Raw genomic sequence first — 13,786 nt, forward strand, 5'->3', positions numbered from 1 at the left:
TCGTTCAGCGGTTAATGGCGTTTTCTTACGGAGACTCGTCAGCGCCATTTAGAGCGCGCATTAACATTTGTCGTCCGACACATTAACGCCGCTTTGAAGTATTCTCCGAACTCGCTAAAGCTCGCCGTGAAATTGCCGTTTTATCTTTTAGTCACACTGGATAATCCGCATTAGCGCCGACCACGCCACGCGGCATAGCCAGGCATCCTTATTCGGCAAAATCTGCCGGTATTGCACGCAATCAGCACGCGAATCAAATAATCCGGGTATCGGGGAAATTCATGCATCGAACGTCAGTGCGCACCGGCATCGCAGCCGCCGTGGCTTTTGCCTTCCTGCAACTCAGCGCCTGTAGCGGCGACAGTTCCGACCCGTCGTCGGGTTCGTCGTCGACGGTTACCACGACCTCGGTCGGCGGCACGGTGGCGACAGGCGGCCCACTGGCCGGCGCGACTGTCACGCTGACCGATGCCACCGGCACCCAGGCCACCGCGACCACCGACGCCCAGGGCGCGTACACGATGTCGGTGAAGGGCATGACCGCGCCGCTCCTGTTCGTCGCCACCGATGCGCGCGGCATCTCGGCGCCGTTGTCGGCGGTGCTGGCGCAGTTGCCGAGCAAGGCGACCGCCACCGTCAACGTCACGACGTTGACCACCGCGCTCGCCGCCATGCTGACCACTTCCGGCAATCCGGCCGATCTCGCGACCACGTCCAAACTTGCGGCGGTGACCGTGCCGTCCGTGCAACTTGCGACCATCACGCTCGACACGATCCTCGCCAATATTTTCACGCAGAACGGCGTGACGTCGGCGGGCTTCGATCCGGTCGGTACGGCGTTCACGCCTAACCACACGGGCGTGGACGCGGTCATCGACACGGTGTCGGTTGTTGCGGCGGCCAACGGCGGCTCGATGCTGGTATCGAACGCCGCGCCCGGCACCACCATCGCGTTGAACACGAAAACCACCTCGTCGACGACGCTGGTCGCGCCCACGGTCGCGGCCAACTACCTCGAACCGCTCGCTTCGCTGCTGACTGCCTGCGCGGCAAACGGCGCGCTCAATACGTCGTGCTCGCCCGCGATCGATTCCGCGTTTCTCGAAAACGGTTCCGCCGATCTCGCCATCGGGCACGCGTCGACGGAAGCGGCCTTCACCGGCGCGGTCTTCGGTTCGCCGAAAACGCTGGCTTTCTTCACGCGCAACGGCAAGCAACTCGCGCTCGTGCAGTTGCCGTTCACGCTCGCAAGCGGCGTCGGCGGTGCGCTTTTCAGCATCGCGCAACCGCTCGCCACGCCGGTGACGCTCGCGAGCGGCTCGCAACTCACGTGGGATCTGATCGGCAACCAGTCGCAATTCGCCGCCGCGATCAACTCGCAGATCCAGCGCCGCACGTTCCTCGACACGCGCCTCGCCGACGTGAACCGCTACGAGTCGGGTCTCGCGATCTCAATTCCGACGGCGCTGAATCCGACGGTCTATTCGGCTTCGGTGACGGGTCCGGGCCTCGCGTCGCCGGTCTGGCTGATGCCGCGCGTTGCACTGGGCAGCAGCAAGCTGGGGCTGTCGGACGCGGTCTTGAGCGCCGCGCCTGTCACCCCGGCCACGACCACGAGCAATACGGAGTCGTATAACTGGTCATGGAAGTCGCTGTCGTCGTCGGCGAGTTTCACGGCGCCGACCACGAGCGGCTCCTACGCGGCAACATCGGTCGACGCGAGCACCGTGCCGCTCTATTCGACCTACACGGTCACCTTCTACGACCAGAACGGTGCGCAACTGGGCCAGTCGTCGATCGTCAATCCGGGCAGTCCGCTGAATGCGGCGGCGGGCAGCACGGTCGAATGGCCGACGCTGCTGTCGGACATCGCCACCGAGTTCCTGACGCCGAGCGGTTCGCTGGCCGGCACGCAATACGCGATGAGCCTCACGTGGTCGAGTCTCGTGAATGGCGCGGATGTCGCGTATCCGGTGACGTCGGTGCAGATTCAGGCAGCCGCTGTCGCGAGCGGTTCGACTTCGCAGGTCGATGGCTTCTTTGTCGGCGTGCCGGCCAACACCACGACCGGCCAGTATCAGGCGACGGTGAGTGCGGGCGTCAATCAACAGGGCGTGCAGAGCTGCACGAATTGCCCGTTCCCGGCGCTGACCACGGGCGGCTCGCGAGCGGTTCAGTTGGGAGGTGGGCAGAGCGGCGTCGAGTACTACGATGTGACGCAGTACAACGATTGATCGCCGCATAAAAAAAACGCCCCTCGGGGCGTTTTTCAATTGCGCGCTTGAAACGGTGTTTGCGGTGTCAGGCTTGCGGCACCCACGTCACGGCACACACGCCGTGCGACTCACACCGCCGCTTCGGCAATCGCATGGACTTTCGCGGACCTCATCAAGCCCTCGATCATCCTCGCCTCCGCGCTCGCGATCTCGCTCAGCGACGCAATGGACAACTGGCCGTCGAGAATCGCCAATCCGGTGCACAGACGCGCGTAGTCGCTGTCTTCCAGACTCCAGAGGCCGCCGTCGTGCTCATGCTTGTCGAGTCGAACCATCGCCGCATGCGCGCTCTCGATGTCGGCGAGAAATTCGTCGCCCAGGCCGAGTCGCGCGAGTTCTTGGGACACCAGCAAATGCCGGCTCAACGTGGTGTGCAGATTCCGCGATCCGTGGCCGCGCCGGAATGCGTCGAGGGCGCTGTAGCTCTGCATCAGCATCGCCGACGTGACCGGCTCGTGCGACGTGCTGCTGTAGGTCAACGCGCGCAGCAGCGGCGACATGGCCGGCTGATGGGGCTTACGGACTCGCGATTTACTGGACATATTGTTTCAGACTCCTTCTCTAACTCTCAGCTTTATCAGCGGATTCCGGCGCTTTTCCGGTGGTTTCCGATGACAAACGCCGCCGATGCACCGGCGACTCTGGCCTCTAATGTGAGTCCACAAAGCCGTCGAGGCAAGCAACTTTTAATACCGGCGTGAACTATCGAACCTTCGTTGCTCTGTTTTCACGCGTGGCACGTTGCGGTTCGCGGGCCGAACGAAGTGCGTCCATCCGCGAAGTGCAATGACTGTATATCGGCACGATTCTGCCGAATGCAAGCTATCCGCCGCATTCTGAACGAAAAAAAACCCTGTTCCGGTGAGGGAACAGGGTCTGACAGGATGGAACAGTCGTACTCGCGCGTGGATGCTTGCCGACCTATAACCACCAAAACTAAACAAAGCTGTTGCAACGTGAAACTACGAATGCAAAAACATTTACTTGCTGCACTGTCAAAGCGGTACTGCCTGACCGATTCATACTGTTACTGCTTTTCACTGCTATTGCTACTGTTACTGCGACCCCTACTGCATAAAGCTTTATTACCGGAGCTAACTGACTTACTGCTGTGCTTCGTATTAAAACCAGGTCCTTCGCCTTCAACCACCTTTGCTACAACCCCCAGCTGATCTCGCGCCTATTGCATGAACGACGCGTTATTTACCTTGCTTCTACTTCCTACTGCATTATTGCCCTGCCGCTCGACAACCGCGGCAAACTGCCATCAACGGTACGGTTCAAAACAACGCGGGGGGAGACCGCGCCGATGGAGCTCGGTGATTTGTCGCGCCATGGAAAACAGTTTATGCGCGACCGCGCGAATGCAATTGGGCGAAACGAGGGAGTTTGGCAGGCTAATTTGACGAATGGGTGTAACAGCACTATTTCGTCAGATGTGAATGAAACGGGCGCCCCGATTGCGGGGTCGCCCGTTTCATTCAGAGCGCTTGTATCGGCAAGAAACTTCGCCGGAAACACGCGCGAAATAAGCGTTCAATCGATCTCAACGCGCCGCGAAATCGCTGATGGTCAGCAAAACTTTTTCGCCGGGACGCGCCAGCATCTTTCTTTCGGCAACCGCGGTAATGCGCTTGCGGCCATCCACGAACGCCTTGAGGATGCGCGCCTCGCCCGCGCCGCGTTGCAACCAGAAGTGTTGTTCCAACGCCTCGCGCGTGACCGCGCATTCGAGGTCCCGTCCGCGCGTCGAAAGCTGGAAAACGACTGCGCGTCCATCTGCCGAGACGCTAGGCTCAAGCTCGATTACTTCCATGGCCCACCTCGCTAGATCACAAAAAAACTGCCCGCCGTGTAAAACGAAACGTCGTCGGGAAAACTGAATATAACCGCAGACACGTTCATCGAATCGTATCGGTCGACGCGCCAAGCGCGACCGTTACGCCGTGGCACGAATACGCAAATCGGCGAACTGGCCTGCGGCATCGCGCGTCGCTTCGCGAACCGCTTGCTGCGCAGTGCCGTAATCTCGCTCGTAAGCGGATTCACGAGCAGGCTCGAAAGCAGCCTCATCAGCCGACACACGTTCCGGGCCGCTCAACCAGCGCGGACGCTTCGCGCAAAAGTCTTCCAATAGCATGCTCAAACCGTGGGTCACCGCCTGCGCGTCACGGCATTTTCCGCGCGCGGCGGCCGACATCGCGAGCCATGAATGCGGCGGCCGCAATTCATGGCAGACGCCTCGGGCACCCGCAAAACGCAGACACCCGGTATCAGGGTAAAAGACGAGCGTGACGGCTTCGCCATCGACTACGCGCGTGACAGTGTGTGGTTTCGTGTTCAGCATTTTTCGTTTTTATGCAGGGTTGGCCCCGTTCCTCGGAGGTACGACGTTTCGCGTACGACATCTCTAACCTGCGCGTGCCGGCACTGCGCGAGTGAGGCAAAAGCAAAGCGCATGCCAACGAGTACGAACCGTATCGCGCCTGATATCGTGATCTGAACTCAAGCGCCGGTCGCGCTCTGTCTGATACCGCGCAAACACACACCGCGCCTGACGCGCCGCATGCCGATACCGGCCGACGGCCCGTGAAAACGACCTTCTGCGCGGGAAACACACAGGCGCGTCGGGTGCCCTGATCGAGAGAGCGAAACATGAGCCCGTGGTAAAAAAGCGCTGCCAACACGACAATTCACGACCATTCTTACTAACCGGCCTGGTAGCCGGATCAACCACCCGCGCAGAACATCACCGACATGTCCGACCCGAAGCCCAACCTCACGCTGCGCCAGGCACTTCCCGCCGACGAAGCCTTCCTGTTCGCATTGCGCAAAGCCACGATGACCGGCCACCTGAAGCGCGTCGGCGAACCGGCTGACGACGCCGCGCATCGCGCGCGTCTGCTGCATCGTTACGACGCAGCGCAGGTGATATGTCTCGACGGCGTGCCCGCCGGTTTGCTGAAAGCGCATCGCACGGACGCCGAATGGGTCGTCGTGCAAATCCAGATTTCGCCTGCGCTGCAAGGACGCGGCATTGGCGAACGCGCGCTACGGGTTGTGCTGCGTGCCGCCGAAGCCGACGCATTGCCCGTCACCTTGAAGGTGCTCAAGGGCAATCCCGCGAAACGGCTGTACGATCGGCTCGGCTTCGAGATCGTCGGCGAAGATGAGACACAGTTTCACATGAGGCGCGCGGCGCGCACGTCGGCGGAAACTGAAGCAGAATGAATGTCGGATAAAGCCAGATAGACAATGGACCTGTAATGACTCTTCGCGACACCTCTGCCATCTCAAGCTGGCATGCTCACATCTATTTCGATTCGACCAGCCGCGACGCCGCATGGGCATTCCGCGAACAGATCGAAGCCTTCTGGAACGACAAGCTGCAGATCGGCCGCTTCCATGAGCGACCGGTCGGGCCGCATCCCATGTGGTCGTTTCAGCTCGAATTCACGCAAACGCAATTTGCGGACGTGGTGGGTTGGCTCACGCTGAACCACGGCGCGCTCGATATTTTCATGCATCCGAATACCGGCAACGCATTGCGCGATCATCGCGATGCGGCCGTCTGGATCGGCCGCTCGCACGAGCTTGTGCTGAAGGTGTTTGGCTAGCCTGTCAGAGGCCGCACGCGCTGTGGCGTCACATTGTCGAGTACGAACTGCACCAGCCGCGCGCCGCGACCTGCTTGGTGCCGAACAACGTGCAGCCGCCATATGCGTCCGTGGCCTTGCCCTGGAACAGCGAGCAACTTGCGCACGTTTGTCCGGCCGCATAGGTAGGGAACTTCGCCTTATTGACCTTCGATGCGTCTTCCGTATAGCCGACTGCCTGCGCAGCCGGGTCGGATTCGCTGAGCGTGCTGGCCGCGTCGGCGAATGCCGTGCCATTTAAAACGAGCGATGAGCCGAGGCCCGCACCCAGCATCAGAAATTGACGGCGCGATGTTTTCATCATAGTGGTCCGGGTAAGGTGGGGGCGCGCTGTTCGCGCGCGCAATGGTTATGGTTATTCGATGAAACGCACGAACCGTTCGACCGGTTCGCGTTCGGTGCGCAATGTGTTGACCAGCGCGTGTTCGTCGGCGTAACCGAGCGACATGCCGCACACCAGTTGCTCGTTTTCGTCCAGCTTGAGGTGCTCGCCAATCACCCGATGAAACTGCGTGAACGCGGCCTGCGGGCACGTATCGAGTCCGCGTCCGCGCGCCGCCGTCATGATCGACTGCAGGAACATGCCGTAGTCGAGCCAGCTGCCGCGCTCCAGCACGCGGTCGATGGTGAAGAACAGACCCACCGGCGCACCGAAGAAACGGTAGTTCTGCGCGTGCTGTTGATGCATGCGCGCCTTGTCGCCCTTTTCGATACCGAGCAGCCCATACAGGTCCCAGCCGATCTTGCGCCGCCGGTCGAGATACGGCGACACCCAGCGCTGCGGATAGTACGGATATTCCTCGTGATACAGCGCGTCGCGTTGCGGATCGTCGTAAGCGGCGAGCAGATCGCGCGAAAGACCCGCGAGCGATTCACCCGTCACCACATAGACTTTCCACGGCTGCGTGTTGGTGCCGGACGGCGCGCGGCCGGCGGCTTCGAGAATGGCCTCGATCTCGGCGCGCGGCACCGGCGTGGGAAGAAACGCGCGGATCGAACGCCGCGTGATAAGCGCAGCGTCGACGGGATTGGCAGGGGTGGTCATCGGCGGATTCCGGCAGAGCCTGCAAATTGAAGGTTGCGAGAATTCTAGCGCGAGCGGGCGAGGTTCCGCTCGCAGCCCTGCACGCTCCGGTGCGGCCGCGAATCTCAGCTCTGCGGCGCGTTCAGTGCGTCGATCAGATGCGTCAGTTCGTAAGGTTTGCGCAGCGAGATAGCGTGCGGCAAAACCTCACGTTGCTCCGGCGTCAGCACGAGGTCATAGCCGGTCAGAAAGATCACTCGCAGATCCGGCCGCTCACGGCATACGTCCATTGCCAGATCGACGCCCGACTTACCCGCCAGCCCTACGTCGGTCAGCATCACGTTGATCGCGTGCTCGCTGAGTATTCGCTTCGCGTCTTCCTCGCCTTCGGCTTCGAGAATGTCGAAGTCGAAGGTGCGTAGCAATTCGGCCGTGCTGACACGGATCAGTTCATCGTCTTCAACCAGCAAAATTCGCATGCGTACCTCAGGGGTAAAGCTGTCGGCACTCGCCGACGTAACCGGTGGATCGATCTGCAAACGCTCCTGCTCGAGTTCGGCAAGCTCCACTGCCTGCGGATTCTGCGTCTGCAATACATAGCGGACCTTGCGCGCCAACGCTTCGTGCGTGTACGGCTTGCTGAGCAACTCGATGCCTTCGTCGAGCCGCCCCGAATGCACGATCGCGTTGTCGGTATAGCCCGACGTGAACAGCACTGCGATCGACGGCAAACGCTCGCGGGCCTTGCGCGCGAGTTCGGTACTGCGCAACGGGCCGGGCATCACCACGTCGGTGAATAGAATGTCGATCGGCACGCCGCTTTCCACAATTGCCAGCGCACTTTGCGCATCCTTCGCTTTCAGCACGCGATAACCGAGGTCGGACAGCATCTCGACCACCGTCGTGCGCACTTCTTCGTCATCCTCGGCGACGAGGATCGTTTCCCTGCCGCCCTTCGCGGGACCGGCGTCGATATTCGTTTCGAGATCTTCTTCCTCGCGCACGCGCGGTAAATACACGCGGATCGTGGTGCCGTGCCCCCGTTCGCTGTAGATCTTCACGTGGCCGCCCGACTGCTTGACGAAGCCGTACACCATGCTCAATCCGAGCCCGGTGCCCTGTCCTTCCGGCTTGGTCGTGAAGAACGGTTCGAATACACGCTCACGCACTTCCGGCGACATGCCCGCGCCCGTATCCGTGACCGCCAGCATCACGTACTGACCCGGCGTGACTTCGGCGTTGCGTTTGGCGTAGGCGTCGTCGAGCGCGGCATTGCCGGCTTCGATCGTGAGCCGGCCGTGTCCGTTCATCGCGTCGCGCGAATTGATCGCCAGATTCAGCAGTGCGTTTTCGACCTGGAATGGATCGACCAGCGTATTCCACAACCCACCCGACACGATGGTTTCGATTTCGACGCCGTCGCCCAGCGCGCGCCGCAGCATGTCGTCGAGACCGCGCACGAAGCGGCCGAGGTTGACGACCTTCGGCGCGAGCGGCTGACGCCGCCCGAACGCGAGCAATTGCGACGCGAGATTCGCGCCGCGCGCGACGCCGGCGAGCGCATTGCGCACCCGTTGCTCGGGTTTCTCGGAACCGGCCACGTCTTTTGCCAGCAGTTGCAGATTGCCGCCGATCACTTGCAGCAGGTTGTTGAAGTCGTGCGCGACGCCGCCCGTGAGCTTGCCGATCGCTTCCATTTTCTGCGCCATGCGTAACGCTTCTTCGGCGTGATACAGCGCCTCGGTCGTTTCCTTGTCGGCCGTGACGTCGCGGCCCACGCCGTGAATGCGCTCGGTGTCGGGGTCGAGCGCGAGCGTCCACGCGACCCAACGCCACGTGCCGTCGATCCGCCTGAAGCGGTTTTCGTAGCGCACCGGCACGCCCGTGCGGCGCAGTTCGGCCAGATGCATGCCGACAATGCCGATGTCGTCGGGATGCACCAGATCGACATACGAACGCGATTTCAGCCAGTGCAGGTTGTGGCCGAGCATGCTGCTCCACGACGGACTCACGCGCTGCAGGCGCCCTTCGATATCGGCCACCACGAGCAGGTCTTCGCTCAGTTCCCACAAACGGTCGCGGTCGGTCACTGCTTCGATCACGCGACGCTCCAGCGTTTCGTTCAGATCGCGCAACGCGTTCTGCGCCCGGGTGCGCTCGGCGATTTCGCGTTGCGCGGCTTCGTAGAGGCGCGCATTGTCGATAGCGATCGCGGCCTGCGCGGCGATCCCGGCGACGATCCGCTCGGCGCGTTCGGTAAACACACCCGATTCCGGGTGGCCGAAAAACAGCCCGCCCACCACTTCGCCATTGCGCGACTGCACCGGTGCCGCGAGATAGCTGCGCACTTTCAGATGCCCCTCGGGCATGCCGCGATGCGGCGCGTTGTGGCCGTAGCGCGGGTCTTTCGTGATGTCGTCGGAACGAACGATACCTTCGCCGCCGAAGGTCGGCGCGAACACGCCCGTGTTGCGCGGCATCGGAAACTTTTCGAACGTGTCTTGCGGCACGCCGGACAGCGTGTACAGCATGTAGCTGCCGCCCTGCTCGTCGAGCACGTTGTAGAAGAACGAGCCGAACGCGGCACCGGTGAGTTCGGTGGCGGCGTCGGTGACGATCTGCACAGCGCGCTTCAGATCGAGTTCGGCGGCCACGGTCGAGCCGACGCGATTGAGAATTTCGAGTGTGCGCGATTCCTCGCGCAGCTTCATTTCGGTCTCGCGGCGCAAGCGCGCGAGTTGCAGATTGCCCGCCACGCGCGCCAGCAGTTCGCGCGACGAAAACGGCTTGGTCAGATAGTCGTCGGCACCCTGCTCGATGCCGTCGACCCTGGCTTCTTCGCCCGCACGCGCCGACAGCATCACCACCGGCGTTTCGCGCAAGACCGGATCGGCGCGCAGTTCGCGCAGCAGCCCGAAGCCGTCGAGGCGCGGCATCATCACGTCCGACAGCACCAGATCGGGCGGGTCAGCGCGCGCGGCCGCGAGTGCCGCTTCACCGTCGGTGGCGAGGTGCACGTCGTAGCCCGCTGCGCGCAGAATGCGGCTCATGTATTCGCGCAAATCGGCGTTATCGTCGACGACCAGCAGATGCGCGGGCGTGGCGGACGCGTGTCCAGAACTTGTCGATCCGGCCGTCACAGTCGGGTTTTGCGGCACGTCCTCGGCGAGAATTTCGTTCTCGGGACTCCAGCGCAAAGCGGCGTCGACATAGGTTCGCGCGTTCGGGCTCATCGCGGCGCGCACCGCCTCGTCGCCGGTTGGCGGCAGCATAGCGACGCGCGGCAACGCGACGGTAAAGCAAGCGCCCTTACCCAATTCACTGTCGACCCGCACGGTGCCGCCATGCAGCTTCACGAGTTCCTGGACCATCGCGAGTCCGATGCCGCTGCCTTCGACGGAACGGCCCGGCGCACCCGCCACACGATGAAAACGCTCGAACAGGCGCGGCACTTCTTCCTGTGCAATGCCGATCCCGCTGTCCGCCACGCTGACCTCGACACCACCGTCTTCCGTAGCCTGCACGGCCACACGAATCGTGCCGAAGAACGTGAACTTGTACGCGTTCGACAGCAGGTTCATCACGACCTTTTCCCACATCTCGCGATCGAGCCGCGCAATAACGGGCCGCGACGGAATCTGCAATTCGAGCCGCAAGCCCGCCGCCTGAATCGCCGACTCGAACAGCGACGCGAGTTCGGCGGTGAACGACGCGATATCGGTAGGCTGCGGGTGAATCTGCATGCGCCCGGCTTCGATCCGCGAAAAATCGAGCAGTGCATTGACGAGCTTCAGCAAACGCAAGCCATTGCGATGCGTGATTTCGATCAGCGCGCGGTCGTCGGGGTTAGCGTGTTGCGCGTCGTTGTCCATGCTGACGGGCAACGGCGGCCTGGCCAGCAACTCCTCCAGCGGGCCGAGCATCAGCGTTAACGGCGTGCGGAATTCGTGGCTGATATTGGAGAAGAACGTTGTCTTCGCGCGATCGATTTCGGCCAGCGCTTCCGCGCGCCGCCGCTCCTCTTCATACGCCTGCGCGTAGCCGATTGCCGCGCCGATCTGACCGGCCGTCAGGTTCAGGAAACTGCGGTACTCGTCGTTGAAAAGACGGCACGGGTTCAGACCCGCGACCAGCACCACCGTATGCGCCGTTTCGCTCCCCGCCGACACCGGCAGAATCACTGCCTGCTCCGGCGCGAGATGCCACGGGCCACCTGGTAACGCCGCACCAAAACGCTCGATCAGACCGCGCACCATTTGCGGCGCCTGAATCCTGACCACGTCGGCAACCGGCCATGACGGCGCGTCATTACCGTCGCCGTCGAGCCGCATCGACTCGGGCGCGCCGGGCTGCCCGGGCACAATGCCGCTCGCCCCGACCAGCGTGACCGTATCGCTGCCGGGAGCGCCCGCGTAGAGCAGCGCGAACGGCAGGTCTTGCGGATTGGTGCGCAGCGCCGCCGCGCTCAGTTGACACGCCTCGCGCCAGTCGCGTCCATCGGGACTCGCCGCCGCGAGTTCCTTCAGCAGCGCAAGTTGCCGCTCGCCGACCACCCGCGCGGTGTCGTCGCTATTCGCGCAGATGATGCCGCCGGGCTCGCCGTCATCGCCGGGAATCGGGCTGTACGAGAACGTGTAATACGTTTCTTCGGGAAAGCCGTTGCGCTCCATGATGAGCAGCTTCTGCTCGACGAAAATGCCTTCGGCACCCGCGAGCGCAGTGTTCAGCAGCGGCTCGATGTCGGACCAGATTTCACGCCACACGACGTGCGTCGGCTGACCAAGCGCAACCGGATGCTTGCCACCGATGATCGATTTATACGGGTCGTTGTAGAAGTAGAGCAGCTCCTTGCCCCAGCCGATCCAGATCGGCTGCCGCGACGTGAGCATGATGCGGATCGCGATCTTCAGTCCTTGCGGCCAGGTGTCGGGATCGCCGAGTTCGGTGCGGCTCCAGTCATAAGCACGGATCAATGCGCCCAGTTCGCCGCCGCCCGCGAGAAACGACGGCGCGGCAACTTCGGCGGGGGGTGCATCAGGCAGGAAACGGTCCGGCTCTTTCAACGCGATCTCCTTCACGCGGCGGCATTCGATTCATGCGGACCGGCGTCGCAAAAGCGGTGCCCGGGTCCGACGGACCACTAACGAGAACGACGCCATAGATATAGCGCGATTCTCGCATGGAGCGGCATCGCGGAGGAAGGAGAGACGGCGCGTGAACGCCCGATACGGCGGGGATTTGCGAGGTTTTGCGCGTTTTCGGCCAGGTCGCGTTGGCCGCGTCGGAGAACGACGCGGCGCAGACGGAAAATCGCGGTAAAACATACCTCGACGAAGAGAGCGTACGAGGCGAACTTCCCGATCGGGTTTTCATGAGGCAACTCATGCGCCGACCGGTTTCGCCGCCTTAAAAACAGGCTTTTCTTACATCGTGGCCATGCAAACGGCGGCCGCGATCGACCCTAGCACCAGCACCACGCCAACCGTCTTGCGCTTATTCAACTCGGTCCACAGCAGAACGCCGGTGAGCGACAGAAGAATCAGACTGCCTGCAAGCGTATCGATCAGCAGCACCCAGCCGACGCTCAGGCCGACGCCTTTGTGCAGGTTCGTCAGCATTGCGAGGAAGGTGTTCTCGCTGCGCTTGACCGTCACAAAGCCATTGCCGACCCAGTATTCAACCGACGTATTCTCACGCGGCGACGCGAAATTCAATTGCCAGTGTTCAGGCTGAACGACGCTGCGGTCGCCCCACGCAACGGGATGTGCCGGCTCTTTCTGCACGCGGCCCGGATTACCCGTCAGCTTGAGTTCGTGCTTGAGCCATTTGCCGAGTTCGCGCGGCGTGTCCGGCGCGGGTTGCGGCACCGGCACCTGCATCGACGACACTTGCGGCTCGCCGGTCGACACTCTGAGCGGGCCGCCCCGATGATTCAGAAAGAACCCGGTCGTGCCGAACAGCAGGCCTAAAACCGCGCCCCACAAACCGACCCAGCCGTGCACCTTGCGCAGCCACTTGACGAAGGTCGCGCGCCGCGAGCGCTTCTGGCGCGACTTCAGCTCGTCGCTGTCGAGTCGGTGCGGCTCGCGCGCCGCGCGCTCCATGCCAGCAGGCGGTTGAAGGTCGATAGTCTCGGGTACGCTCACGTTTCACTCCAGGTACGCAATAGATTGTGATAACAGCCGACCAGGCTGCGGCGTGCAGCATCGTCGGCGTGGGTTGCATTCAGACGTTGAATGGCGGTGTCCATATCGAACAGCAACGCGCGCTGCGTGTCGCTGCGCACGAGGCTCTGCACCCAGAAGAAACTGGCGACGCGAACTCCGCGCGTGACCGGCGTGATCTGATGCAGGCTGGTGGCCGGGTAGACGATCATGTCGCCCGCCGGCAGCTTCACCTGCTGCACGCCGTAGGTGTCTTCGATGACGAGTTCGCCGCCGTCGTAATCGGCCGGATCGGAAATGAACAGCGTCGCCGATACGTCGGTGCGCAGTTTCACGCCGTTGGGCAAGACCCGCACCGCACCGTCGACGTGACTGCCGAAATGCATGCCGTCTTCGTAACGATTGAACAGCGGCGGATACACCTGATTCGGCAGCACCGCGCTGATGAACAGCGGGTTGCGTTCGATCGACGCGACAACCACGTCGCCGAGTTCGCGCGCCACCGGCGAGTACTCGGCGATCTGCTGGTTGCGCTTGACTGGCGCACCTTGATAACCGGCAGTCGCGCGGCCATCCACCCAGGCGTCGCCCGCCTGGTCGAGCCGCTCGCGTACGAAGCGCAACTGCTCTGTATCCAGTACGTTCGGAATATGCAGCAACATTGTG

General features: G+C 62.4%; 11 protein-coding genes. 3 read left to right on the forward strand and 8 right to left on the reverse strand.

The features are described 5' to 3' along the window. Positions 1 to 281 precede the first annotated feature (281 nt). Positions 282 to 2,234 (forward strand): hypothetical protein, encoded by a 1,953-nt coding sequence (locus tag BLS41_RS28410; RefSeq protein ID WP_074770805.1) that lies wholly within the window; start codon positions 282 to 284, stop codon positions 2,232 to 2,234. 110 nt (positions 2,235 to 2,344) lie between these two features. Here BLS41_RS28410 and BLS41_RS28415 read toward each other — a convergent pair whose 3' ends face one another. The 3 genes from BLS41_RS28415 to BLS41_RS28425 form a co-directional block, all read right to left on the reverse strand. Then, entirely contained in the window at positions 2,345 to 2,818 is a 474-nt protein-coding gene (locus BLS41_RS28415; RefSeq protein WP_074770806.1) for a hypothetical protein, read from the reverse strand. Between the two features lie 1,004 nt (positions 2,819 to 3,822). Then, positions 3,823 to 4,092: a DUF1488 family protein gene (locus tag BLS41_RS28420; RefSeq protein WP_074770807.1), complete on the reverse strand. Its 270-nt coding sequence runs from the start codon at positions 4,090 to 4,092 to the stop codon at positions 3,823 to 3,825. Between the two features lie 123 nt (positions 4,093 to 4,215). Further along, positions 4,216 to 4,623, reverse strand: a complete 408-nt coding sequence (locus tag BLS41_RS28425) for a hypothetical protein (RefSeq protein ID WP_074770808.1) — start codon at positions 4,621 to 4,623, stop codon at positions 4,216 to 4,218. A 410-nt stretch (positions 4,624 to 5,033) separates the two neighbouring features. Here BLS41_RS28425 and BLS41_RS28430 point away from each other — a divergent pair, with 410 nt between their 5' ends. Further along, positions 5,034 to 5,507 (forward strand): GNAT family N-acetyltransferase, encoded by a 474-nt coding sequence (locus BLS41_RS28430; RefSeq protein ID WP_074770809.1) that lies wholly within the window; start codon positions 5,034 to 5,036, stop codon positions 5,505 to 5,507. Between the two features lie 35 nt (positions 5,508 to 5,542). Continuing rightward, entirely contained in the window at positions 5,543 to 5,893 is a 351-nt protein-coding gene (locus tag BLS41_RS28435; protein ID WP_074770810.1) for a DOPA 4,5-dioxygenase family protein, read from the forward strand. A 28-nt stretch (positions 5,894 to 5,921) separates the two neighbouring features. On the opposite strand, the gene BLS41_RS28440 is transcribed toward BLS41_RS28435, so the two are convergent. From BLS41_RS28440 to BLS41_RS28460, 5 genes are all read right to left on the reverse strand, one after another. Next, positions 5,922 to 6,233 carry a high-potential iron-sulfur protein gene (locus BLS41_RS28440; RefSeq protein ID WP_074771244.1) on the reverse strand — a complete coding sequence of 104 codons (312 nt, stop codon included), beginning with the start codon at positions 6,231 to 6,233 and terminating at the stop codon, positions 5,922 to 5,924. Between the two features lie 54 nt (positions 6,234 to 6,287). Beyond that, positions 6,288 to 6,977 (reverse strand): nitroreductase, encoded by a 690-nt coding sequence (locus BLS41_RS28445; protein WP_074770811.1) that lies wholly within the window; start codon positions 6,975 to 6,977, stop codon positions 6,288 to 6,290. A 104-nt stretch (positions 6,978 to 7,081) separates the two neighbouring features. After that, positions 7,082 to 12,019 carry a response regulator gene (locus BLS41_RS28450; RefSeq protein WP_253189784.1) on the reverse strand — a complete coding sequence of 1,646 codons (4,938 nt, stop codon included), beginning with the start codon at positions 12,017 to 12,019 and terminating at the stop codon, positions 7,082 to 7,084. Positions 12,020 to 12,379: 360 nt separating this feature from the next. Next, on the reverse strand, positions 12,380 to 13,102 hold the full coding sequence (locus tag BLS41_RS28455) for a PepSY-associated TM helix domain-containing protein (protein ID WP_074770812.1): 723 nt from the start codon (positions 13,100 to 13,102) through the stop codon (positions 12,380 to 12,382). Beyond that, complete coding sequence (locus BLS41_RS28460; protein WP_074770813.1) at positions 13,099 to 13,782, reverse strand: Fe2+-dependent dioxygenase; 684 nt, start codon at positions 13,780 to 13,782, stop codon at positions 13,099 to 13,101. The genes BLS41_RS28455 and BLS41_RS28460 overlap by 4 nt, the downstream gene beginning before the upstream one ends. Between the last annotated feature and the right edge of the window lie 4 nt (positions 13,783 to 13,786).

It is taken from the genome of Paraburkholderia fungorum (assembly GCF_900099835.1).
GTDB classification, from domain to species: Bacteria; Pseudomonadota; Gammaproteobacteria; order Burkholderiales; family Burkholderiaceae; genus Paraburkholderia; species Paraburkholderia fungorum_A.

Excerpts from the sequence above, each read along its gene's own strand:
- BLS41_RS28410 (WP_074770805.1), top strand. The coding sequence starts at position 282 with ATGCATCGAACGTCAGTGCGCACCGGCATCGCAGCCGCCGTGGCTTTT.
- BLS41_RS28415 (WP_074770806.1), bottom strand. The coding sequence starts at position 2,818 with ATGTCCAGTAAATCGCGAGTCCGTAAGCCCCATCAGCCGGCCATGTCG.
- BLS41_RS28420 (WP_074770807.1), bottom strand. The coding sequence starts at position 4,092 with ATGGAAGTAATCGAGCTTGAGCCTAGCGTCTCGGCAGATGGACGCGCA.
- BLS41_RS28425 (WP_074770808.1), bottom strand. The coding sequence starts at position 4,623 with ATGCTGAACACGAAACCACACACTGTCACGCGCGTAGTCGATGGCGAA.
- BLS41_RS28430 (WP_074770809.1), top strand. The coding sequence starts at position 5,034 with ATGTCCGACCCGAAGCCCAACCTCACGCTGCGCCAGGCACTTCCCGCC.
- BLS41_RS28435 (WP_074770810.1), top strand. The coding sequence starts at position 5,543 with ATGACTCTTCGCGACACCTCTGCCATCTCAAGCTGGCATGCTCACATC.
- BLS41_RS28440 (WP_074771244.1), bottom strand. The coding sequence starts at position 6,233 with ATGAAAACATCGCGCCGTCAATTTCTGATGCTGGGTGCGGGCCTCGGC.
- BLS41_RS28445 (WP_074770811.1), bottom strand. The coding sequence starts at position 6,977 with ATGACCACCCCTGCCAATCCCGTCGACGCTGCGCTTATCACGCGGCGT.
- BLS41_RS28460 (WP_074770813.1), bottom strand. The coding sequence starts at position 13,782 with ATGTTGCTGCATATTCCGAACGTACTGGATACAGAGCAGTTGCGCTTC.